Source organism: Pseudomonas sp. Z5-35, from assembly GCF_051131945.1.
GTDB lineage: Bacteria > Pseudomonadota > Gammaproteobacteria > Pseudomonadales > Pseudomonadaceae > Aquipseudomonas > Aquipseudomonas marvdashtae.
In genome coordinates, this window is sequence record NZ_CP071640.1 from 967,063 (window position 1) to 988,368 (window position 21,306).

The window sequence follows — 21,306 nt, forward strand, 5'->3', positions numbered from 1 at the left end:
TAAGACTTACACGTAAAACGACTTCAACGGCGGAAACCCATTGAATTCCACCGCGCTATAACTGGTGGTATAAGCCCCGGTCGACAGCCAGTACAAGCGATCACCAATCGCCAGGTTCAACGGCAAGCCGTACTTGTAGTTCTCATACATGATGTCGGCACTGTCGCAAGTCGGGCCGGCGATGACCACTTCTTCCATCTCGCCTTTCTTCTCGGTCCAGATCGGGAACTTGATGGCTTCGTCCATGGTTTCGATCAGGCCGGAGAACTTGCCCACGTCCGTGTACACCCAACGCTCGACGGCGGTACGGGACTTGCGCGCCACCAGCACCACTTCGCTGACCAGGATACCGGCGTTGGCGATCAACGAACGGCCCGGCTCCAGGATGATTTCCGGCAGCTCGTCGCCGAAGTCTTCCTTGAGGAAGCGGATGATTTCCTCAGCGTAGGTTTCCAGGCTGTTGGTGCGGGTGATGTAGTTGGCCGGGAAGCCGCCACCCATATTGATCAGTTGCAGGACGATGCCGTCTTCTTCCTTCAGACGCTCGAAGATCACCTTGACCTTGGCGATGGCCGCGTCCCAGACGCTGATGTCGCGCTGTTGCGAGCCGACGTGGAACGAAATGCCGTACGGCACCAGGCCCAAGTCGCGGGCCAGGATCAGCAGGTCCATGGCCATGTCGGTCTGGCAGCCGAACTTGCGCGACAACGGCCAGTCAGCGGTGGTCGAGCCTTCGGTGAGGATCCGCACATAGACTTTCGAGCCCGGCGCGGCCTTGGCGATGTTGCGCAAGTCGGCTTCGGAATCGGTGGCGTACAGGCGCACGCCCTTCTCGTAGAAGTAGCGGATGTCGCGGGATTTCTTGATGGTGTTGCCGTAGCTGATCTGATCCGGGCCGACGCCACGGCTCATGACCTTATCCAACTCATAGATCGAGGCGATGTCGAAGTTCGAACCTTTTTCCTTGAGCAGGTCGATGATTTCCACCGCCGGGTTGGCTTTGACGGCGTAGTAGACCTTGGCGAAGTCGAAACCGGCGCGCAGGTCGTCATAGGCCTTGGAGATCATCGCGGTGTCGATCACCACGAACGGGGTTTCCTGCTTGTCGGCGAAGGCTTTCATTTTCTGGAAGGTTTCGCGCGCGAAATAATCTTCGACCTGGATCGACATACTTGGGACTCCTACTGGCAAACATCAGGATCAATGGGTTTGAGGGCAAGCAGCCCTCGTGAACGTCCTCCGTATCCCCACTTTGGTTCGCCTACTTCCCAAGGCATGTCGCCGAAAGCAAAAAGGCCATGGGATACATGATTCCCTTGGCCTTGCTGTCTCGTCGTCAGTACTTGAGCCGGATGGATCGTTTCCAGCATGGACGTTCGGCGCGAACTTTAGGGCGTGAGGGGCCTGAGATCAACTAAAAATGTCGCGTTTTTGCACACATCCGTCGTGCGGCCGGCGACAGCTCATGATGTAACCGACCGGTGTGACAGGTTGATGTTCCCTTGGATCTGTCTCCGAGCCTGTTGAATGTCGCGCTTGCCCTTGTGGCGAGGGAGCTTGCTCCCGCTTGGGTGCGAAGCGCCCATCGCTTTTAGGGCCGCTGCGCGACCCAGCGGGAGCAAGCTCCCTCGCCACAAAGGCAGTCGCCGCATGGGCCTACGCTGTTTCGGCCGGCGAGACGATACTGGTCTTGCCCCCACGGGACTTACCGGAGCTCAGGTATTCGGCAATCGATTCCTGGGTCACTTCCCCAAGAAAGACCCGCTCGGCGTCCATCACCGGCAGCCACGAACGGTTGAACTCATACATGCGCGACAACAGGATCCGCAGGTGTTCGTCGTAGGCCGCGGTGGCGTTGAATTCCCGCAGGTATTGGCTGCACGTGCCGGTCTGGCGATGCAGGTCGCGACGGCGGACGTAGCCCAGGGCCTTGTTCTCGGCACAGGTGACCACCACGTAGCGGCGGTCATGCTCGTCCATCAATTCCAATGCCTCGGCCACTGGCGTTTCGGGGCTGACCGACGGGGCGTTGTCGGCGGCGTCTTCGGCCTTGACCAGCAACAGTCGCTTGAGCGTGCTGTCCTGGCCGACGAAGTTGCTGACGAACTCGTCGGCCGGATGCGCCAGCAGCGTGTCCGGGTGATCGCATTGCACCAGCTTGCCGGCGCGGAAGATCGCGATCTTATCCCCCAGCTTGATGGCCTCGTCGATATCGTGGCTGACCATGATCACGGTCTTGTTCAGCGCCCGTTGCATCTCGAAGAACTCGTTCTGGATCATCTCGCGGTTGATCGGGTCGACCGCGCCGAACGGTTCGTCCATTAGTAACAGCGGCGCGTCGGCCGCCAAGGCACGGATCACGCCGATACGTTGTTGCTGGCCGCCGGACAATTCACGAGGGTAGCGGTGCAGGTATTGCTTGGGTTCGAGCTTGATCATGCTCATCAACTCGCGGGCGCGGTCGTGGCATTTCTGCTTGTCCCAGCCGAGCAGGCGCGGGACCACCGTGATGTTCTCCTCGATGGTCATGTTCGGAAACAGGCCGATCTGCTGGATCACGTAGCCGATGTTACGGCGCAGGGTCACTTCGTCGAGGCCGGTGGTGTCTTCGCCGTTGATCAACACCTTGCCCGAAGTGGGCGGGATCAGGCGGTTGATCATCTTCAGCGTGGTGCTTTTGCCACAACCCGACGGCCCGAGGAACACGCAAATCTCGCCTTCGTTGACGATCAGGTTCACCGAGTCCACGGCCTTTACATCCTTGCCGTTGCTCTTGAAGGTTTTGCTGAGGTTTTGAAGTTCGATCATTTGAGGAGTCCTTTAGGAGTCAGCGTGCGTTGCAGCCATTGCAGAAGCAGGTCGGCGAAGATGGCCAGGAGGCTGACCAGTACGGCGCCGACGATCAGCATCGACATGTCGCTGCGGCTGATGGAAGCGAGGATGAGCACGCCCAGGCCACCGGCGCCGATGGTGGCGGCGATGGTCATGACGCCGATGTTCATGACCACGGCGGTGCGTACGCCGGCGAGGATCACCGGCACGGCAATCGGCAGTTCGACCATGCGCAGGCGCTGGCTGAAGGTCATGCCGATGCCGCGAGCGGCTTCACGAATGCCCGGCTCGACGCCGGTCAAGGCCAGGTAGGTGTTGCGCATGATCGGCAACAGCGAATAAAGGAACACGGCGGTGATCGCCGGCATCGGCCCTAGGCCTTGGCCGAACTTGGAATAGAACGGCAGCAACAGGCCGAACAGCGCAATCGACGGAATCGTCAACAGCACCGTGGCGCTGGCCTGCAAGGGGCCTGCGAGCGCCGGGAAGCGGGTCATGAAAATGCCCAGCGGTACGCCGACCACAATCGCCAGGGTCACGGCGATGCCCACCAGGGTGATGTGCTGCCAGGTCAGGTGCAGCACCAGCGGCCAGTCCAGATGGGAAAAGGCGTCAAGAAAATCCATGGCTTTTCCTCCAGGTCATTGGGTTGAGAGCAGCGAATGCTGGCGCAGGAAATCGGCGGCAACGGCGGAAGGGCTTTCGTGATCGACATCCACGCGGGCGTTGAGCTGGCGCATGGTTGCGTCGTCGAACAGCTCGGCCAGGGGCTTGAGTTGTTCGGCCAGTTGCGGATGGGCATCAAGGAATGCCTGACGCACCACCGGCGCGGCGGTGTAGTCGGGGAAGTAATGCTTGTTGTCTTCCAGCAACTTCAGCTTGAACGCGTTCAGCCGGCCGTCGGTGGTGTACACCAACCCGGCGAACACCTGGCTGTTGCGTAGGGCGGTATAGACCAGGCCGGCGTCCATCTGCCGGATATTCTTGCGGGTCAGGTTCATGCCGTAGCGCTCGACCATGCCGGTCAGGCCGTCGGAGCGGTTGGCGAACTCGGTGTCCAGCGCGACCAGGTGATATTCCTCGGCCTCGGCCTGCAACACGCTGTTCAACTGGCTGATGGAATTGATCTGCGGGTACTTCTTCGCAACTTTTTCCGGCAGCGCCAAGGCGTAGGTGTTGCTGAATTTCGACGGTGCCAGCCAGACCAGGCCCTTTTTCGCGTCGAGTTCTTTCACTCGGGCGTAGGACTGGGCGCTGTCGAGTTTTTCCGTGACATGGTTGTAGGACACGAGCGACACGCCGGTGTATTCCCAGAGTAAATCCAGTTGCCCGGTTTCATGGGCGCTGCGGGCCAGGTTGCTGCCCAGCCCGCCAGTGACCTGAGCGTCGTAGCCCTTGTCGCGCAGGTATTGCGCGGTGATCTCGGCCAGCAGGGTCTGCTCGGTGAACACCCGGGCACCGAGGCGGATCAGCGGTTTTTCAGCGGCTTGGGCGAATCCCGCGAACAGCAGCAGGCAGCCCAGGATCAAGCTCAACTTCTTCATAACGATTCCTTTATCCAACCAGGCTCAGGACGGTCGCAGACCGCGTTCCAGCCAGAGGCGGCTGGCCAGGGTTACCAGGCCGTCAAGCAGTAGCGCCAGCAGGGCGGTGCAGGCCGCGCCGAGCAACAGCTGCGGCTGGTTATTCAAGGCGATGCCGGGGAAGATCAGGCTGCCGAGACTGTTGGCGCCGATCAGGAAGGCCAGGGGCGCGGTGCCGACGTTGATCGCCAACGCCACGCGCACGCCACCAACGATGATCGGCACGGCGTTGGGCAGTTCGACTTTCCAGAGCACTTGGCGCGGGGTCATGCCGATGCCGACGGCGGCTTCCTTGAGCGAACCCTGGACGTTCTTCAAGCCTTCGTAGGTGTTGCGCACGATGGGCAGCAGCGAGGCGAGGAACAGGGCGAAAATGGCGGGTCCGCTGCCGATGCCCAGGATGCCCAGGGCGATCGCCAACACGGCCAGGGGCGGCACGGTATTGCCGATGTTGAACACTTGCATGAAGCGTTCGGCACGCCCGACCATGCCAGGGCGGCTGAGGGCGATGCCGGCGGGGATGCCGACGATCAGGGCCGCCAGCATGGAGGCCAATACAAGCATCAGGTGCGCTTGCAGGTAAAACAGCAGGTCGTCGCGGTAACGGTGGATCGTATCGATGCCGATCCAGTGGACCAACAGGGCCAGGAGGGCGACGACGACCGCACCCCCGATAAGCCCTTTGCCATAGCGGATAGCCACAGGCGGACTCCTTTTTTTTCAGTCGACGCACGCTTTCCCGGGCGGCAAACCGTTATGGGTTGCCGGGAAAACGTTCGCGAGAAGCAGCTCTTTTCGAGGCCGGTGAAACGACGTCGAAGCGAGCCATGAGCGCAGCCTCGTCAGGCTAACTTGCTGATTTTCAAGACCCTGACGGTTGCTCGTATCAGGGGGTGGACGCCTCCACGGGACAAAAGGTTCCCATCCAGAGCAGCATTTGGCCACCCCTGATGTGCTCAACGGTTCGGTTCCTGGCACACGTTGGGCTATAGTTTCTGCCCTTTTTTGGATCACCTGCCAGGCGATTTCCCGTGATAAAACAGGCCGTATGGAATCGGCCGGGATCGGGTAGGGTTGAATTATATACTTGACGGAATATTCTCTTAAGGACATATTTGCAATGCCATGGATTGTCGAGTTTTGTGATGAGTTTGAGCCGGAATTCGGGGCCATGGCCGAGGCGGTTCAGGATGAGCTGCTGGCCCAGCTCAAAGTACTCGAGCGATTTGGTCCGGAACTAGGGCGCCCGCAGGTGGATACGCTTAACGGCTCAAAGCACGCCAATATGAAAGAGTTGCGTTTCAAGGCGGATGATGGGGTCTGGCGTGTGGCCTTCGCGTTCGATCCGGAAAGGAAAGCTGTCCTGCTGGTTGGTGATGACAAGTCAGGCGGTAGCCAGAAGAAGTTCTATAAGGATTTGATCAAGACAGCAGATGTCCGCTTTGACCGGCACCTGAGCACACTGAAGAAAGGGTAAGGCAATGGCTAAGTCAATCGACGAGATCATGAAAGGGCTTCCCGCAGCCCGTCGACAGAAGATCGAACAGCGCGGCGCGGAGCTCATTGCAGAGCAGATGACCCTACAGGAACTGCGCAAGGAGCTGAATCTCACGCAGGAGACTATGGCTGGCCTTCTCCACATGAAGCAAGGCAACGTCTCTAAAGTGGAAAAGCGTACCGACATGCTGCTCTCTACGCTGCGCGAATACGTTGAGGCTATGGGAGGGACACTGGAATTGGTTGCCCGGCTTCCCGGTCGTGGCCCCGTGAAGCTGGAAGGTCTTCGTGATTTGAACGCGGACTACAAGTAAGAAAAAAGGCCATCCAGACGGATGGCCTTTTGGTTTGCAGTCGACCTCTCTCGGCGAGGGCGCAGTTCCAGCCAAGCGCTATTGGGCATCGTACCGAGCACTCCCGTCCGCCCTTTGTTACAATGCGCGGTTCCCTGTACTGGCCTGTGCAATCGGCCAAAAGCAAATTTTTCAGTGTGTGCATAACAGCATGCACAATCGAGATTTTGAACGATGTCCGACAGCAAAATTGTCAATGAAGTCAATGCCAGACGCACTTTCGCCATTATTTCCCACCCCGATGCCGGTAAGACCACCATCACCGAAAAGCTCTTGCTGATGGGCAAGGCGATTGCGGTGGCCGGCACGGTGAAATCCCGCAAGTCCGACCGCCATGCCACCTCCGATTGGATGGAAATGGAAAAACAACGGGGTATTTCCATTACCACGTCGGTCATGCAGTTCCCGTATCGCGATCACATGATCAACCTGCTCGACACCCCGGGCCACGAAGACTTCTCCGAAGACACCTACCGCACCCTGACCGCGGTGGACTCGGCGCTGATGGTCCTCGACGGCGGTAAAGGCGTCGAGCCACGGACCATCGCGCTGATGGACGTCTGCCGTCTGCGGGACACGCCGATCGTCAGCTTCATCAACAAACTCGACCGTGACATCCGCGACCCGATCGAATTGCTCGACGAGATCGAAGCGGTCCTGAAGATCAAGGCCGCGCCGATCACCTGGCCGATCGGTTGCTACCGCGACTTCAAGGGCGTGTACCACCTGGCCGATGACTACATCATCGTCTACACCGCCGGTCACGGGCACGAGCGCACCGACGTCAAGATCATCGAGAAGCTCGATTCCGACGAGGCGCGCGCGCACCTGGGCGACGAGTACGATCGTTTTGTCGAGCAACTGGAACTGGTGCAGGGCGCCTGCCATGAGTTCAACCAGCAGGAATTCCTCGACGGCCAACTGACCCCGGTGTTCTTCGGGACCGCCCTGGGCAACTTCGGCGTGGACCATGTGCTCGACGCGGTGGTGAATTGGGCCCCGCGTCCGCTGGCCCGTGTCGCCAACGAGCGCACCGTGGAGCCGGTGGAAGAGAAGTTCGCCGGCTTCGTGTTCAAGATCCAGGCGAACATGGACCCCAAGCACCGCGACCGCATCGCCTTCATGCGCATCTGCTCCGGCAAATACGAAAAAGGCATGAAGATGCGCCACGTGCGCACCGGCAAGGACGTGCGCATCGGCGACGCCCTGACGTTCTTCTCCTCGGAACGCGAACAACTGGAAGAAGCCTTCGCCGGTGACATCATCGGTTTGCACAACCACGGCACCATCCAGATCGGCGACACCTTCACCGAAGGCGAAGCCCTGGGCTTCACCGGCATCCCGCACTTTGCCCCGGAACTGTTCCGCCGCGTGCGCCTGAAGGACCCGCTCAAGTCCAAGCAACTGCGCCAAGGCCTGCAGCAACTGGCCGAAGAGGGCGCCACCCAGGTGTTCTTCCCGGAGCGCAGCAACGACATCATCCTCGGCGCGGTCGGTGTGCTGCAGTTCGACGTGGTCGCCAGTCGCCTGAAAGAGGAATACAAGGTCGAGTGCTCCTACGAGCCGATCACCGTGTATTCCGCTCGTTGGATTGAATGTGGCGATAAGAAAAAGCTTGAGGAGTTTTCCAACAAGGCTGTGGAAAACCTTGCGCTGGACGGCGGTGGGCATTTGACCTACCTGGCGCCGACCCGGGTCAACCTGGCGTTGATGGAAGAGCGCTGGCCGGACGTGAAATTCCGCGCGACGCGGGAGCATCATTAAGCGCTGAGCGTTGGGATATGTATAAAGGGTGGTCGTTAAGACCACCCTCATGGGACTGTCAGAAATTTTGTGTTCGGGCATAACATGCTGAAGAGGTGCATGTATGCCAACCAAAAAGAAGACGGCCTTGGAGGCCAAAGCCGAGCTCCCTTCGATCCCGAAGGAGCTGATTGATCAGTTCGTCAAAGGCCCAATGACTGCCGAGGCGATTCAGGATGCGTCGATGGCCTTCAAGAAGGCGCTTATCGAGCGAGCCCTGGGCGCAGAGCTGGGCCACCATCTTGGCTATCCTCAGGGCGCGGAGCGTCCCGAGGAGTCGAGTAACCAGCGCAACGGTAAAAGCGGCAAGACCGTTCTGACAGACGACGGTCCGCTTCGTCTGGAGATTCCCCGTGATCGCGATGGCAGCTTTGCGCCGATCCTGATTCCCAAGCATGAGCCGCTTTACCGGGTTCGATGACAAGATCATCGCCATGTACGCTCGGGGCATGACGGTTCGCGAGATTCGCGCGTTTCTCTTGGAACAGTACGGGACAGATGTCTCGCACGACTTCATCAGTTCGGTCACCGACGCGGTGATGGAGGAGATCGGCGCCTGGCAGCAACGACCGCTTGAGCAGATGTATCCGGTCATCTTCTTCGACGCGTTGCGGGTCAAAATCAGGGAAGAAGGACTGGTCCGCAATAAGGCCATCTACTTGGCCTTGGGCGTATTACCGGACGGAACCCGCGATATCTTGGGCATCTGGATCGAGACAACGGAAGGCGCCAAGTTCTGGATGAAGGTCTTCAATGACCTCAAGACACGCGGAGTCGAAGATGTGCTGATTGCCGTGACCGATGGTCTCAAAGGCATGCCAGAAGCCCTGAGCGCGGTGTTTCCTGAGACGACTTTGCAGACCTGCATCGTACATCTGATCCGCAACAGCCTCGACTATGCAGCCTGGGACAAACGTCGGGAACTGGCCAAAGCGCTTAAGCCGATCTATCAAGCGATCAACGCCGAGGCCGCCGAAGCGGCTTTGGACTCGTTCGAAAATGGCCCCTGGGGCAAACAGTACCCAACCATCGTAGCTGCCTGGCGACGCGCCTGGGATCGAGTCATCCCGTTTTTTGTCTTTCCGCCCGCCATCCGGAAAGTGATTTACACGACCAATGCAATCGAGAGCATCAACGCTCAACTGCGCAAGATCATTAAAACGAGGGGGCACTTCCCAACCGATGAAGCTGCCACCAAGTTAATCTGGCTGGGCTTGCGCAATATAACCGCAACTGGGGCAGTGCAGCCCATGACTGGAAAAGCGCCATGAATCAGTTCGCGATCCTGTACGGGGATCGGTTCATCAGGCCGACGTGGTAAATGAAGGTCTGCCTAACGGCAGGCCGTTACCGGCCCGCACACAAAAAATCTGACACTCCCCCGCCAAGACCTGTCGCTAAACAGAAAGGTGGCGACTGCACGCAGGTTAGCGAACCGGACATAGGCACCCGGCAGACCCGAAGGTCTCCCACATACAGCCGCCATAACGTAATTGCGATGAAATTACGCAATAAAGCATGGCTGCTTACGTGCCTATGGTTCAGGTCGCTAAACCCGACCGCTGATTTTCAGCGACCCGGTAACCATAGAGTCCCGCCCCCAGGCGCACAAGCGGGCGGATTCTGGCTTAGTTGTAGGCAAAGGCGCAAGGCGATGTAACCTCGGGACTAGCACTCCGTGTGCCTGGGGATTTGTCTGTAAGGCTCGATGCTTGCCGTTAAAGTGGCCGGGGTCTTCACACCAATCTCGTGGACCCAACCTGTGGGAGCAAAGCTTGCTCGCGAAAGCGGTGGGTCAGCTGGCCTGAATGTTGGATGTGCCGGCCTCTTCGCGAGCAGGCTCGCTCCCACATGGATTTCTGGGTGTTAGTTGATTTTGAGATAACGCTTATTCGAAACCATTCTGTCGTGCGGGGGCATTTCTGGTGGTTCGGTGGCGTCTTATCTGGTGAACCGGGCAGTTCAGAACTAGATTTTCCTGAGTGCCGTCGGCCCCCCGGCTTTAATCCGGAAAAGAAGGAATTGGTCATGAATAAGCTGCTACGCATGATGTTTTTGTTGAAGGTGTTGGTGATGCTGTCCCTCGGTTCAACGGTTGCCTGGGCTGAGTGCGATGAGCATGAAAAACATGCATCGAGCGGATCGGTGGCGCAGGGCGAGTTGATGCTTGCCGCGACCGATGCGGATGCAGGCGATCCGGATGATGGCGAGGATGATGATGGTTCGCCAATCGACACGCCGGATGACGATGAGGATGCCGAGGGCGATAGCCAGACGTAGATATCCGACATAAAAAACCTCCAGCCCTGATCGGACTGGAGGTTTTTTATTGCCCGTGGCGAGGGAGCTTGCTCCCGCTGGGGCGCGTAGCGGCCCTTTTTGGGACTGCTGCGCAGTCCAGCGGGAGCAAGCTCCCTCGCCACAAGTGCTTTTCTGCCTTAAGTGCTTTGCTGCCTTTTAGTCTCACGCCGCGCCGTCGAGGAACCGCTCGGCGTAGTGACACGCCACCAGCCGGTTATCCAACGGCCGCAACGCCGGCTCTTCAGTCTTGCAACGCTCGGTGGCATACGGGCAGCGCTTGTGAAACGCGCAGCCGGACGGCGGGTTGAGCGGGTTGGGCAGTTCGCCGACGATCTTGATCTTCGGCTTGTTCGGGTCCGGGTGGATGGTCGGGGTGGCCGACAGCAGCGCCTGGGTGTACGGGTGCAGCGGGCGGCTGTAGATGTTCTCGTTAGGGCCCATTTCCACCGGGCGGCCGAGGTACATCACCATCACGTCATCGGCGACGTGCTGCACCACCGCCAGGTTGTGGGAAATGAACACGTAGGCGGTGTTGAATTCCTGCTGCAGGTCCATGAACAGGTTCAGCACCTGGGCCTGGATCGACACGTCCAGCGCCGAGGTCGGTTCGTCCGCCACCAGCACCTTGGGTTGCAGCATCATGGCGCGCGCCAGGGCGATGCGCTGGCGCTGGCCGCCGGAGAACATGTGCGGGTAGCGCTGGTAATGCTCGGGACGCAAGCCCACCTGTTTCATCATTGCCTGGACTTTGTCGCGACGCTCGGTGGCCGAGAGGTTGGTGTTGATCAGCAACGGCTCGGCCAGTTGATCACCGATTTTCTGCCGCGGGTTGAGGGACGCGTACGGGCTCTGGAAGACCATCTGCACGTCTTTGCGCAGTTGCTTGCGTTCGGCCTTGTTGGCGCCGGTCACTTCCTGGCCGGCGATTTTCAAGGAGCCGGAGGACGGTTCTTCAATCAGCGTCAGGGCCCGGGCGAGGGTGGATTTGCCGCAACCGGACTCACCGACCACGGCCAGGGTCTTGCCGGCTTCCAGTTCGAACGACACACCGTTGAGGGCGCGCACGGTCGCATGGCCCTTGAACATGCCACGGGACACTTCGTAGTGACGGGTCAGGTCACGGGCGGTAAGTACGACGGCCATCACGCCACCTCCTGGTTCAACGGGTAGAAGCAGCGGGCGAGGCTGTTGGATTTCGGATCGAGGGCTGGGCGCTCCTGGCGGCAGTTATCGCGCACGTACGGGCAGCGCGGCGACAGCAGGCAGCCTTGCGGACGGTCGTAGCGACCGGGGACGATGCCGGGCAAGGTCGCCAGGCGCTCGGCGCCCATGCTGTGTTCCGGAATCGCCGCCAGCAGCGCTTCGCTGTACGGATGAGCCGGAATGTCGAACAGCTCCGGCACCTGACCCACTTCCACGGCTTGGCCGGCGTACATCACGCACACGCGCTGGGCGGTTTCAGCGACGACGGCCAAGTCGTGAGTGATCAGTACCAGGCCCATGTTCTGCTCTTTTTGCAGGGCCAGCAGCAGGTCCATGATCTGCGCCTGGATGGTCACGTCCAGGGCGGTGGTCGGTTCGTCGGCGATCAGCAGTTTCGGCTCGCCGGCAATCGCCATGGCAATCGCCACGCGCTGGCTCATGCCGCCGGACAGTTGATGCGGGTAGGCGTCCATGCGGCTGGAAGCGCCGGGGATCTCGACTTTTTCCAGCAGTTCGATGGCGCGCTTGCGGGCGGCCTTGCCGGACATCTTCAGGTGCAGGCGCAGCACTTCCTCGATCTGGAAACCCACGGTGTAGCTGGGGTTGAGCGCGGTCATCGGGTCCTGGAAGACCATCGCCAGGTCCTTGCCGACGATCTGCCGGCGCTGGCGGTTGCTCAGCTTGAGCATGTTCTTGCCGTCGAAGTTCAGCGCATCGGCGGTGACGATGCCGGGGTGCTCGATCAGGCCCATCAGCGCCATCATGGTCACGGATTTACCCGAGCCGGATTCGCCGACGATGGCCAGCACCTCGCCTTTTTCCACGCTCAGGTCGAGGCCGTCGACCACCGGCACGGCGGTGGCGTCGCCGAAGCGGACGTTGAGATTCTTGATTTCTAGCAGTGACATGGGAATCTCCTCAGGCGGCATTCTTGAGTTTCGGGTCCAGCGCATCGCGCAGCCCGTCGCCCATCAGGTTGATTGCCAGCACGCTGAGCAAAATGGTCAAGCCCGGCAGGCTCACGACCCACCACGCGCGTTCGATGTAGTCGCGGGCCGAGGCCAGCATGGTGCCCCACTCTGGGGTGGGCGGTTGCACGCCGAGGCCGAGGAAACCCAGGGCGGCGGCGTCGAGGATCGCCGAGGAAAAGCTCAGCGTCGCCTGGACGATCAGCGGTGCCATGCAGTTGGGCAGCACGGTGATGAACATCAGGCGCGGCAGGCCGGCACCGGCCAGGCGGGCGGCGGTCACGTAGTCGCGGTTCAGTTCGCCCATCACAGCGGCGCGGGTCAGGCGCACATAGGACGGCAGCGAGACAATGGCGATGGCGATCACGGTGTTGATCAGGCCAGGGCCGAGGATGGCGACAATCGCCACGGCCAGCAGCAGCGACGGCAGGGCCAGCATGATGTCCATCAGGCGCATGATGGTCGGGCCGAGGATGCGCGGGAAGAACCCGGCGAACAGCCCCAGCAGGATGCCCGGGATCAGTGACATCACCACCGACGACAAGCCGATAAGCAGCGACAGGCGCGAACCCTGGATCAGGCGCGACAGCAGGTCGCGGCCCAGTTCGTCGGTGCCCAGCAGGAACTGGATCTGCCCGCCTTCAAGCCACGCCGGCGGCGTCAGCAGGAAGTCGCGGTATTGCTCGCTCGGATCGTGCGGCGCGACCCACGGCGCGAAAAGTGCGCAGAACACGATAAGGATCATGAACAGCAGCCCGGCCACGGCGCCCTTGTTGCGGGAAAACGCCTGCCAGAATTCTTTGTACGGGGACGGGTACAGCAGGCTTTGATCGACTGCTACCGCGGTAGTTGGAGTACTCATGGTTTTGATCTCAGCGCTGGTGACGGATGCGTGGGTTGGCAAAGCCGTAGAGGATGTCCACGACGAAGTTGACCAGAATCACCAGGCAGGCGATTAACAGGATGCCGTTCTGCACCACGGGATAGTCCCGGGCGCCGATGGCTTCGATCAGCCACTTGCCGATGCCCGGCCAGGAGAAGATCGTTTCGGTCAGGACCGCACCGGCCAGCAGCGTGCCGACTTGCAGGCCGACCACGGTCAGCACCGGGATCAGCGCGTTGCGCAGGCCGTGCACGAACACCACGCGCGATGGCGACAGGCCCTTGGCCTTGGCGGTGCGGATGTAGTCCTCGCGCAGCACTTCGAGCATCGAGGAACGGGTCATGCGGGCAATTACCGCCAGCGGAATGGTGCCCAGCACGATGGCCGGCAGGATCAGGTGATGCAACGCGTCGAGGAACGCACCCGGCTCGTCGGCCAGCAGCGTGTCGATCAGCATGAAGCCGGTTTTCGGCTCGATGTCGTAGAGCAGGTCGATCCGTCCCGACACCGGCGTCCAGCCCAGGGACACCGAGAAGAACATGATCAGGATCAGGCCCCACCAGAAGATCGGCATCGAATACCCCGCCAGGGAGATGCCCATCACTCCGTGGTCGAACAGGGATCCTCGCTTGAGTGCCGCGATCACCCCGGCCAGCAGTCCGAGGATGCCGGCGAACAGCAGCGCGGCCAGGGACAATTCCAGGGTTGCGGGAAACAGCGAGCTGAACTCGGTCCATACGCTTTCACGGGTACGCAGCGATTCGCCGAGATCTCCCTGGGCCAGTTTGCCGATGTAGTCCAGGTACTGGGCATACAGCGGTTTATTGAGGCCAAGGCGTTCCATTGCCTGAGCATGCATTTCGGGATCGACCCGACGTTCGCCCATCATCACTTCCACGGGGTCGCCGGGGATCATGCGAATCAACGCGAAAGTCAGCAAGGTGATGCCGAAGAACGTGGGGATCAATAACCCCAGTCGGCGGGCAATAAAACTAAACATCTTCAGGTGTACCTCATCAGCCGGTTAGGCGTGCCCTTCGACGCTTGGGTCAAGTGTCGAAGGGCGCTTTCTTATCTACTTCACCTGGGTGGTGGCGAAGTTATTGGTGGTGAGCGGGCTAATCACGTAGCCCTCTACGTTCTTGCGCATTGCCGTGAACATCCGGGTGTGGGCCATGCTGATCCATGGCTGGTCCTGGTTGAAAATCACCTGGGCCTGCTCATAGAGCTCGGCGCGCTCCTCGGGGTTCACTGTGGCGCGTGCCTGGTCGAGCAGCGCCTGGAATTTCTCGTTGCACCAGCGCGCATAGTTTTCGCCGTTCTTGGCCGCTTCGCAACTGAGCATAGGCGTCAGGAAGTTATCCGGATCGCCGTTGTCGCCCGCCCATCCGGCGGAGACCATGTCGTGCTCACCGTTTTTGGCGCGCTTGAGCATTTCGCCCCATTCCATCACGCGGATGTCGACCTTGATCCCGACCTTCGCCAGGTCCGCCTGCATCATCTGCGCGCCGAGCATCGGGTTGGGGTTGGTCGGACCGCCGCCGTTGCGGGTGAACAGGGTAAACACGGTGCCTTCCGGCACGCCGGCTTCCTTGAGCAACTGGCGCGCCTTGTCGAGGTCGCGGGTCGGGTTCTTCAGGTCGTGGTTGTAACCCAGCAGCGTCGGCGGGTACGGATTGACCGCGGCGGTGGCGTTACCTTTGCCGAACAGCGCGTTGACGTAGGCTTCCTTGTCGAAGGCCAGGTCGATGGCTTTGCGCACCCGCACGTCGCTCATGTATTTGTGGCTGGTGTTCAGGGCGGTGTAGGAAACGGTCATCGCATCCAGCTCGGTGACCTTCAGGTTCGGGTCTTTCTTGATGCTGGGGATGTCATCGGGTTTGGGGTACAGCGCGACCTGGCACTCGTTGGTCTTGAGTTTTTGCATGCGCACATTGTTATCGGTGGCGATGGCCAGCACCAGTGCATCGGCCGGCGGCTTGCCACGGAAGTAGTCCGGGTTGGCCTTGAAGCGAACCTGGGCGTCCTTGTTGTAGCGCTGGAAGACGAACGGCCCGGTGCCGACCGGCTTGCTGTTGAGGTCGCCGGCCTTGCCTGCCTTGAGCAACTGGTCGGCGTATTCGGCCGGGTAGATCGAGGAGAAAGCCATGGCGACGTCGGCCAGGAACGGTGCTTCGCGGCGGGTCAGGGTGAACTTGACCGTGTGCTCGTCGACTTTTTCGACGTTCTTGAGCAGTTCCTTGAAGCCCATGCTTTCAAAGTACGGGAAACCCACGCTCGACAGTTTGTGCCACGGGTGATTCGGGTCCAGCTGGCGCTGGAAGCTCCAGACCACGTCGTCGGCGTTCATGTCGCGGGTTGGCTTGAAGTAATCGGTGGTGTGGAACTTGACGCCTTTGCGCAGGTGGAAGGTGTACGTCAGACCGTCGTCACTGATGTCCCAGGATTCGGCCAGGGCCGGAATCACTTCGGTGGTGCCGGGCTTGAAGTCGGCCAAGCGATTGAAAACGGTTTCAGCCGCGGCGTCGGCGGTGACTGCAGTCGTGTACTGGACAATGTCGAAGCCTTCCGGACTGGCTTCTGTGCAAACCACCAGGGGTTTGGCCGTGGCGCCAACGGCGACACTCAGCAGCGCCGCGGCGATGGCGGCGCGTAGTGGGTTCATGTTCATCGTCAATCCTCTGCAATCGGTTGAACGGCAAAAAACCGAACGGCCGACCTTGTGGGTCGACCGTCGGTGGAAAGGTTAGAGAATGTTGAACGGGATGGTGGTGACCAGGCGGAATTCGTTGATGTTGCCATCAGCCTGGTTTTCGCTGGCGCGGTGAGTGGTGTAGGTCGCACGAATTGCGGTGGCCTTGAGCGGGCCGCTCTGCACGGCGTAGGACGCGCCGACACCGTATTCGTAGTGAGTTTCGCCGTCCATCAGGCTCAGGTCGCCGCGCTGCTTGCCCGGATCGGTGTAGGCCGTGCCACGGTAATGCGTGCCGTCGATGCCCCAGCCACGTGCCTGGTAGATGTTGAACTTCAGGCCCGGTACGCCGTACTCGGCCATGTTCAGGCCGTAGGCGATCTGGAACGATTTCTCGTTCGGGCTGTTGAAGTCCGACAGCAGGGAGTTGGCCAGGTAGATGCCGTTGGTTTCATGCAGGTAGTCGAAGTACTCGTCGCCGTTCACTTCCTGGTAGGAGAACGTCAGGCTATGAGCCTGGTGAGCAAGGCCGAGCGACAGGGAGTAGGTATCGTTGTCGATATTCCCCATCAGCTTTTTGCCTTCGTCGACGGTTTTGTAATAGTTCAGGCTGGTGGTCAGGCTGAGCACCTGGCTATCGCCCAGTTCATGGGTGGCGCCGAAGTAGTATTGATTCCAGAAGTCTTCGACCTTGGCGCCATACAGGCTGGTTTTCAGGCTCTTGAACGGCTGGTAGTTCACGCCGGCGGTGTAGACTTTGTCGGTTTCTACGCCCGTGGCGGAATACTCGGTGCGAAATTTCGACAGGCTCTGCTCGGTCCGTGGCGAAACGCGATCGAAACCGGCCAGATCGAACGAGAGGTTGTTGAATTCTTCACTGTGCAAACTAATACCTTCGAAGCTCGAAGGCAGTGCACGGTTACCGATGACATCAACGATTGGCGTACTGAAGTTCTGGCGACCTGCGGTCAGCGTCGTGTTCGAGGCACGGAACTTGACGTTGGCCAGGCCCAGCTTGCTCCACTGGTCCACGGCGTCACCGTTGGAGTCGGCCAGAGTACGGTTGGAACCACCGGCAATGTGCTTGCGATCCCGGTCCAGCACGATAGCGTTGTAGGCGGCGACCTCGGTGCTAACGCCGACGGTGCCCTGAGTAAAGCCCGAGGTGTAGTTGACGATGGTGCCCTGGACCCAGTTGATACGACGAGCAATCGGCGTAGCTGGCACGGTAGGGTCATTTTTTACGCTGTTTGGCTTGTAGCTGAAGCGGTCGTCACGGCGTTTCAACTCGTTGGAGTACCAGTTACGCGTCGTGCCCCCCAGGCTCTGGCCGTCGATGAAGCCTTTTGCTTCGCTCTGGGCGCTGCTGTCGGCCAGCGCGGTAGGAACGAATTCCTGGCTGACAGATTCAGCGTAAGCCGTGGCCGTAACGCTGCTGATGGCCAACGCCAATATCGCGGTGCTGCTCAGTTTCATGGGTAACGCTCCTTTTTCTTTCTTTTTTATGCCGATCTTTTTGGGTGATTCGGCTATCGGTTTACAACTCATCTACAGCTTGCAAACGTTTGCTTGGCGCCTGATCGGCGAATTACGGCAAGACGTCGGCGTGGGGCCTCCAAAGGAGGCCCCGCTGTGTGGCTAACGGTTATGGGTTCAGGCTGACGCCCGAGAACACGTTGCGACCGAAGGGGCTGACCTTGAACCCTTCGACTTTGGTGCTCAGCGGCTGGTTGACCGTCGAGTGGGCAACAGGGGTGATCGGCACTTGCTGCTTGAGCAACTGCTGGGCCTGTTTGTAGAGCACGGTGCGCTGGTCGCGGTCGGTGACGACCTTGGCCTGCTTGATCAGCTTGTCGTAATCCTGGTCACACCACATGGAGTAGTTGTTGCCGCCAATGGCGTCGCAGCTGTACAGCGTGCCCAGCCAGTTGTCCGGGTCGCCGTTGTCGCCGGTCCAGCCGATCAGGCTGATGTCGTGCTCGCCGTTCTTGGTGCGCTTGATGTACTCGCCCCATTCGTAGCTGACGATCTTCACTTTCAGGCCGATCTTCGCCCAGTCGGCCTGGAGCATTTCGGCCATCAGCTTGGCGTTGGGGTTGTACGGGCGTTGCACGGGCATGGCCCAGAGGGTGATCTCGGTGCCTTCCTTGACGCCGGCGGCCTTGAGCAACTCCTTGGCTTTTTCCGGGTTGTAGGGGACGTCCTTGATCGTGTCGTCGTAGGACCATTGGGTCGGTGGCATGGCGTTCTGCGCCAGTTGCCCCGCGCCTTGGTACACGGCGTTGAGAATGCCTTGCTTGTTCACCGCCATGTCCAACGCCCGGCGCACTTCAACCTGGTCGAATGGCTTGTGGCGGGTGTTATAGGCGATGTAGCCGAGGTTGAAGCCGGGCTTCTCGATCAGTTGCAGCTTGGGGTCGTTCTTCAAGGCCGGCACGTCGGCCGGACGCGGATGCAGAGTGATCTGGCATTCGTTGGCCTTGAGCTTCTGCACCCGCACCGACGCGTCGGTGTTGATGGAGAAAATCAGGTTCTTCAGTTGCACCCGTTCCGGCGCCCAATACTTATCGTTGGCGACATAGCGGATGTTCGAGTCTTTCTGGTAGCTCTTGAACTCGAACGGCCCGGTGCCGATCGGCTTCTGGTTGATGTCGCTCGGCTTGCCGCCCTTGAGCAACTGGTCGGCATATTCGGCCGAGAGGATCGAGGCGAAGCTCATGGCGATGTTCTGGATGAACGCGGCGTCCACGCTGTTGAGCGTCATGACCACGGTCAACGGCCCGGTCGCTTCCACCTTGGCGATGTTCTTGTTCAGGCTCATGCCGTTGAAGTACGGGAACTCGGTGGGGTAGGCCTTGCGAAACGGATGCTGCGGGTCAAGCATGCGGTTGAAGGTGAACAGCACGTCGTCAGCGTTGAAATCCCGGGTCGGCGTGAAGTAATCGGTGGTATGAAATTTCACCCCTTCGCGCAGGTGAAAGGTGTATTTCAAGCCGTCTTCGGAAATGTCCCAGCTTGTCGCCAGGCCAGGAACGACGTTGGTCGCGCCTTTTTCAAACTCGGCCAGGCGGTTGTACAGCGGCTCGGCGGCATCGTTGTCGGTCGCCGTGGTGTATTGCGCGGTGTCGAAACCGGCGGGGCTGCCTTCGGAACAGAACACCAGGCTGCCGCCGGCGGCCTGGGCTGCGGATGTGGCGGCCAGCAGGCCGGTGCCCAGCAATGCGGATAAAACCAAGGTATGGCGCATGACGCTCCCTCTATTAATGTTATGCAATACGCCGATCCCTTCCCGGGATCTGATGGCTGTATTGATTCCAAACCATGCAAGTGGCAGACCGAGCACTCACGCAAACACTGGTCAAATCTGACGGTAGGGGCCGTCTGTCTGGCAGTAAATGCGCTGAGTCCTAAAGACTTGTAGGAAAAGGCAACACGCCTTAACCGTCCGCCGTGTGAGATATCGGGATTCGATGTGGGAAAATTCCGATACTTCAGCCAAAAAAACGGCGACGTTGAGAACGTCGCCGATTCCGGAGCCTATTTGCTGACGCTGACGCCGTAGAAGGAGTTCAAGCCAAAGGGGCTGATCTTGAAGTCCTGCACGTTGGCGCGCATGGGTTGGTACACCGTCGAGTGAGCGATAGGTGTCATTGGCACCGCGTCCTTGAGGACGTGTTGCGCCTGTTTGTAGAGGTCGGTGCGCTTGGCCTGGTCGGTGGTGCGCTTGGCTTCCTTGACGAGGCCATCGAACTTCTTGTCGCACCATTTGGAGAAGTTGTTGCCGGCCAGCGAGTCGCAGCCGAACAGCACGTTGAGCCAGTTGTCCGGGTCACCGTTGTCACCGCTCCAGCCAATGATCATGGCCTGGTTCTCGCCGCCCTTGGAACGCTTGATGTACTCGCCCCATTCGTAGCTGGTGATCTTGACCTTCAGGCCGATCTTGGACCAGTCGTTCTGCAGCATTTCCGCCATCAGTTTGGCGTTCGGGTTGTACGGACGCTGAACCGGCATGGCCCACAGAACGATCTCTGTGCCTTCCTTGACGCCGGCTTCCTTGAGCAGCGCCTTGGCTTTTTCAGGGTCGTACTGGGCATCTTTGATGGTGGTGTCGTAGGACCACTGGGTCGGAGGCATGGCGTTGACCGCCAGTTGGCCCGCACCTTGGTACACCGAGTCGATGATCTGTTGCTTGTTCACGGCCATGTCCAAGGCTTGACGAACGCGCAGGTCAGCCAGTGGGTTGGGCTTGTCGTCGCCTTTGACTTTGTCCATCACGTTGTAAGCCACATAACCCAGGTTGAAACCCGCCTGGTCAGGCATCTTCAGCGCTTTGTCGTCCTTGAGGGCCTTGAGGTCGGCCGGGCGTGGGAAGAGGGTGATCTGGCACTCATTCTTCTTCAGCTTCTGGATACGCACCGACGGGTCGGTGGTGATGGCGAAGATCAGGTTATCGATCTTCACGTCTTCAGGCTTCCAGTAGTCCTTGTTGCCGGTGTAGCGGATGTTCGAGTCTTTCTGGTAGCTCTTGAACACGAACGGGCCGGTGCCGATCGGCTTCTGGTTGATGTCGGCAGGCTTGCCGTCCTTGAGCAGCTGGGCGGCGTACTCGGCGGACTGGATCGAGGCGAAGCTCATGGCCAGGTTCTGGATGAACGCCGCGTCAACATCTTTCAGGGTGAACTTGACGGTGTGGTCGTCGACTTTATCGACCTTGGTGATGTTGGTGTCCATCCCCATGTCGGTGAAGTACGGGAATTCGGTCGGATAGGCCTTACGGAACGGGTCATCCTTGTTGATCATGCGATTGAAGGTGAACAGCACGTCGTCGGCGTTGAATTCACGGGTCGGCTTGAAGTACGGGGTGGTGTGGAACTTGACGCCTTCACGCAGGTGGAAGGTGTAGGTCAGGCCGTCTTCGGTGATGTCCCACTGGGTGGCCAGGCCAGGAATCACGGCGGTGCCGCCGCGCTCGAACTGGGTCAGGCGGTTGAACATGGTTTCTGCAGAGGCGTCGAAGTCGGTTCCGGTGGTGTACTGACCAGGGTCAAAACCGGCCGGGCTGCCTTCGGAGCAGAACACCAGGTTAGTCGCGGCGGAAGCGAAAGGAGCGCTGGCTAGTAAGCTTGCGCCGACTAAAAACGGAATGACCGCTTGTTTAAGCATGTTGGCCTCATGATTTGTTGTCATTTTT

17 protein-coding genes and 1 pseudogene are annotated in these 21,306 nt (G+C 59.8%); 5 read left to right on the forward strand and 13 right to left on the reverse strand.

Annotated elements, in window-relative coordinates; all coding sequences use genetic code 11:
• Nucleotides 1–6: 6 nt before the first annotated feature.
• From J3P95_RS04575 to J3P95_RS04595, 5 genes are all read right to left on the reverse strand, one after another.
• Complete coding sequence (locus J3P95_RS04575) at nt 7–1,170, reverse strand: type III PLP-dependent enzyme (protein ID WP_434561047.1); 1,164 nt, start codon at nt 1,168–1,170, stop codon at nt 7–9.
• A gap of 486 nt (nt 1,171–1,656) precedes the next feature.
• Nucleotides 1,657–2,808: an osmoprotectant ABC transporter ATP-binding protein OsmV gene (locus J3P95_RS04580; protein ID WP_434578517.1), complete on the reverse strand. Its 1,152-nt coding sequence runs from the start codon at nt 2,806–2,808 to the stop codon at nt 1,657–1,659.
• Entirely contained in the window at nt 2,805–3,458 is a 654-nt protein-coding gene (locus J3P95_RS04585; protein ID WP_434578515.1) for an ABC transporter permease, read from the reverse strand. The genes J3P95_RS04580 and J3P95_RS04585 overlap by 4 nt, the downstream gene beginning before the upstream one ends.
• Before the next feature lie 15 nt (nt 3,459–3,473).
• Entirely contained in the window at nt 3,474–4,376 is a 903-nt protein-coding gene (locus J3P95_RS04590; RefSeq protein WP_434578513.1) for a glycine betaine ABC transporter substrate-binding protein, read from the reverse strand.
• A 24-nt stretch (nt 4,377–4,400) separates the two neighbouring features.
• Nucleotides 4,401–5,117: an ABC transporter permease gene (locus J3P95_RS04595; RefSeq protein WP_186612146.1), complete on the reverse strand. Its 717-nt coding sequence runs from the start codon at nt 5,115–5,117 to the stop codon at nt 4,401–4,403.
• A 418-nt stretch (nt 5,118–5,535) separates the two neighbouring features.
• On the opposite strand from J3P95_RS04595, the gene J3P95_RS04600 reads away from it, so the two are divergent.
• The 5 genes and pseudogenes from J3P95_RS04600 to J3P95_RS04620 all read left to right on the forward strand — a co-directional run bounded on the left by J3P95_RS04600 (nt 5,536) and on the right by J3P95_RS04620 (nt 10,348).
• Complete coding sequence (locus J3P95_RS04600; RefSeq protein ID WP_186612145.1) at nt 5,536–5,892, forward strand: type II toxin-antitoxin system RelE/ParE family toxin; 357 nt, start codon at nt 5,536–5,538, stop codon at nt 5,890–5,892.
• 4 nt (nt 5,893–5,896) lie between these two features.
• A complete protein-coding gene (locus J3P95_RS04605) occupies nt 5,897–6,226 on the forward strand; it encodes an XRE family transcriptional regulator (protein ID WP_186729511.1) in 330 nt (109 codons plus the stop codon).
• Nucleotides 6,227–6,439: 213 nt separating this feature from the next.
• Complete coding sequence (locus J3P95_RS04610) at nt 6,440–8,029, forward strand: peptide chain release factor 3 (protein WP_434578510.1); 1,590 nt, start codon at nt 6,440–6,442, stop codon at nt 8,027–8,029.
• Between the two features lie 103 nt (nt 8,030–8,132).
• Nucleotides 8,133–9,389: pseudogene (locus J3P95_RS04615) on the forward strand (IS256 family transposase).
• Between the two features lie 707 nt (nt 9,390–10,096).
• Nucleotides 10,097–10,348, forward strand: coding sequence for a hypothetical protein (locus tag J3P95_RS04620; protein WP_434561065.1), 252 nt, complete (start codon nt 10,097–10,099; stop codon nt 10,346–10,348).
• A 183-nt stretch (nt 10,349–10,531) separates the two neighbouring features.
• On the opposite strand, the gene J3P95_RS04625 is transcribed toward J3P95_RS04620, so the two are convergent.
• The 8 genes from J3P95_RS04625 to J3P95_RS04660 all read right to left on the reverse strand — a co-directional run bounded on the left by J3P95_RS04625 (nt 10,532) and on the right by J3P95_RS04660 (nt 21,278).
• The gene (locus tag J3P95_RS04625) at nt 10,532–11,512 is read right to left on the reverse strand and encodes a peptide ABC transporter ATP-binding protein (RefSeq protein WP_434561067.1); all 981 of its coding nucleotides are present in this window, start codon (nt 11,510–11,512) and stop codon (nt 10,532–10,534) included.
• Nucleotides 11,512–12,480: an ABC transporter ATP-binding protein gene (locus tag J3P95_RS04630; protein ID WP_434578508.1), complete on the reverse strand. Its 969-nt coding sequence runs from the start codon at nt 12,478–12,480 to the stop codon at nt 11,512–11,514. The genes J3P95_RS04625 and J3P95_RS04630 overlap by 1 nt, the downstream gene beginning before the upstream one ends.
• 10 nt (nt 12,481–12,490) lie before the next feature.
• Nucleotides 12,491–13,402 (reverse strand): ABC transporter permease subunit, encoded by a 912-nt coding sequence (locus J3P95_RS04635; RefSeq protein ID WP_434578506.1) that lies wholly within the window; start codon nt 13,400–13,402, stop codon nt 12,491–12,493.
• A 10-nt stretch (nt 13,403–13,412) separates the two neighbouring features.
• Nucleotides 13,413–14,423, reverse strand: a complete 1,011-nt coding sequence (locus J3P95_RS04640) for an ABC transporter permease subunit (RefSeq protein WP_305496852.1) — start codon at nt 14,421–14,423, stop codon at nt 13,413–13,415.
• 75 nt (nt 14,424–14,498) lie between these two features.
• Nucleotides 14,499–16,094: an ABC transporter substrate-binding protein gene (locus tag J3P95_RS04645; RefSeq protein WP_434578505.1), complete on the reverse strand. Its 1,596-nt coding sequence runs from the start codon at nt 16,092–16,094 to the stop codon at nt 14,499–14,501.
• 75 nt (nt 16,095–16,169) lie between these two features.
• Nucleotides 16,170–17,591: an OprD family porin gene (locus tag J3P95_RS04650; RefSeq protein WP_434561075.1), complete on the reverse strand. Its 1,422-nt coding sequence runs from the start codon at nt 17,589–17,591 to the stop codon at nt 16,170–16,172.
• A gap of 169 nt (nt 17,592–17,760) precedes the next feature.
• Nucleotides 17,761–19,362: an ABC transporter substrate-binding protein gene (locus tag J3P95_RS04655; RefSeq protein WP_434578502.1), complete on the reverse strand. Its 1,602-nt coding sequence runs from the start codon at nt 19,360–19,362 to the stop codon at nt 17,761–17,763.
• 290 nt (nt 19,363–19,652) lie between these two features.
• Nucleotides 19,653–21,278 (reverse strand): ABC transporter substrate-binding protein, encoded by a 1,626-nt coding sequence (locus J3P95_RS04660; protein ID WP_434578500.1) that lies wholly within the window; start codon nt 21,276–21,278, stop codon nt 19,653–19,655.
• Between the last annotated feature and the right edge of the window lie 28 nt (nt 21,279–21,306).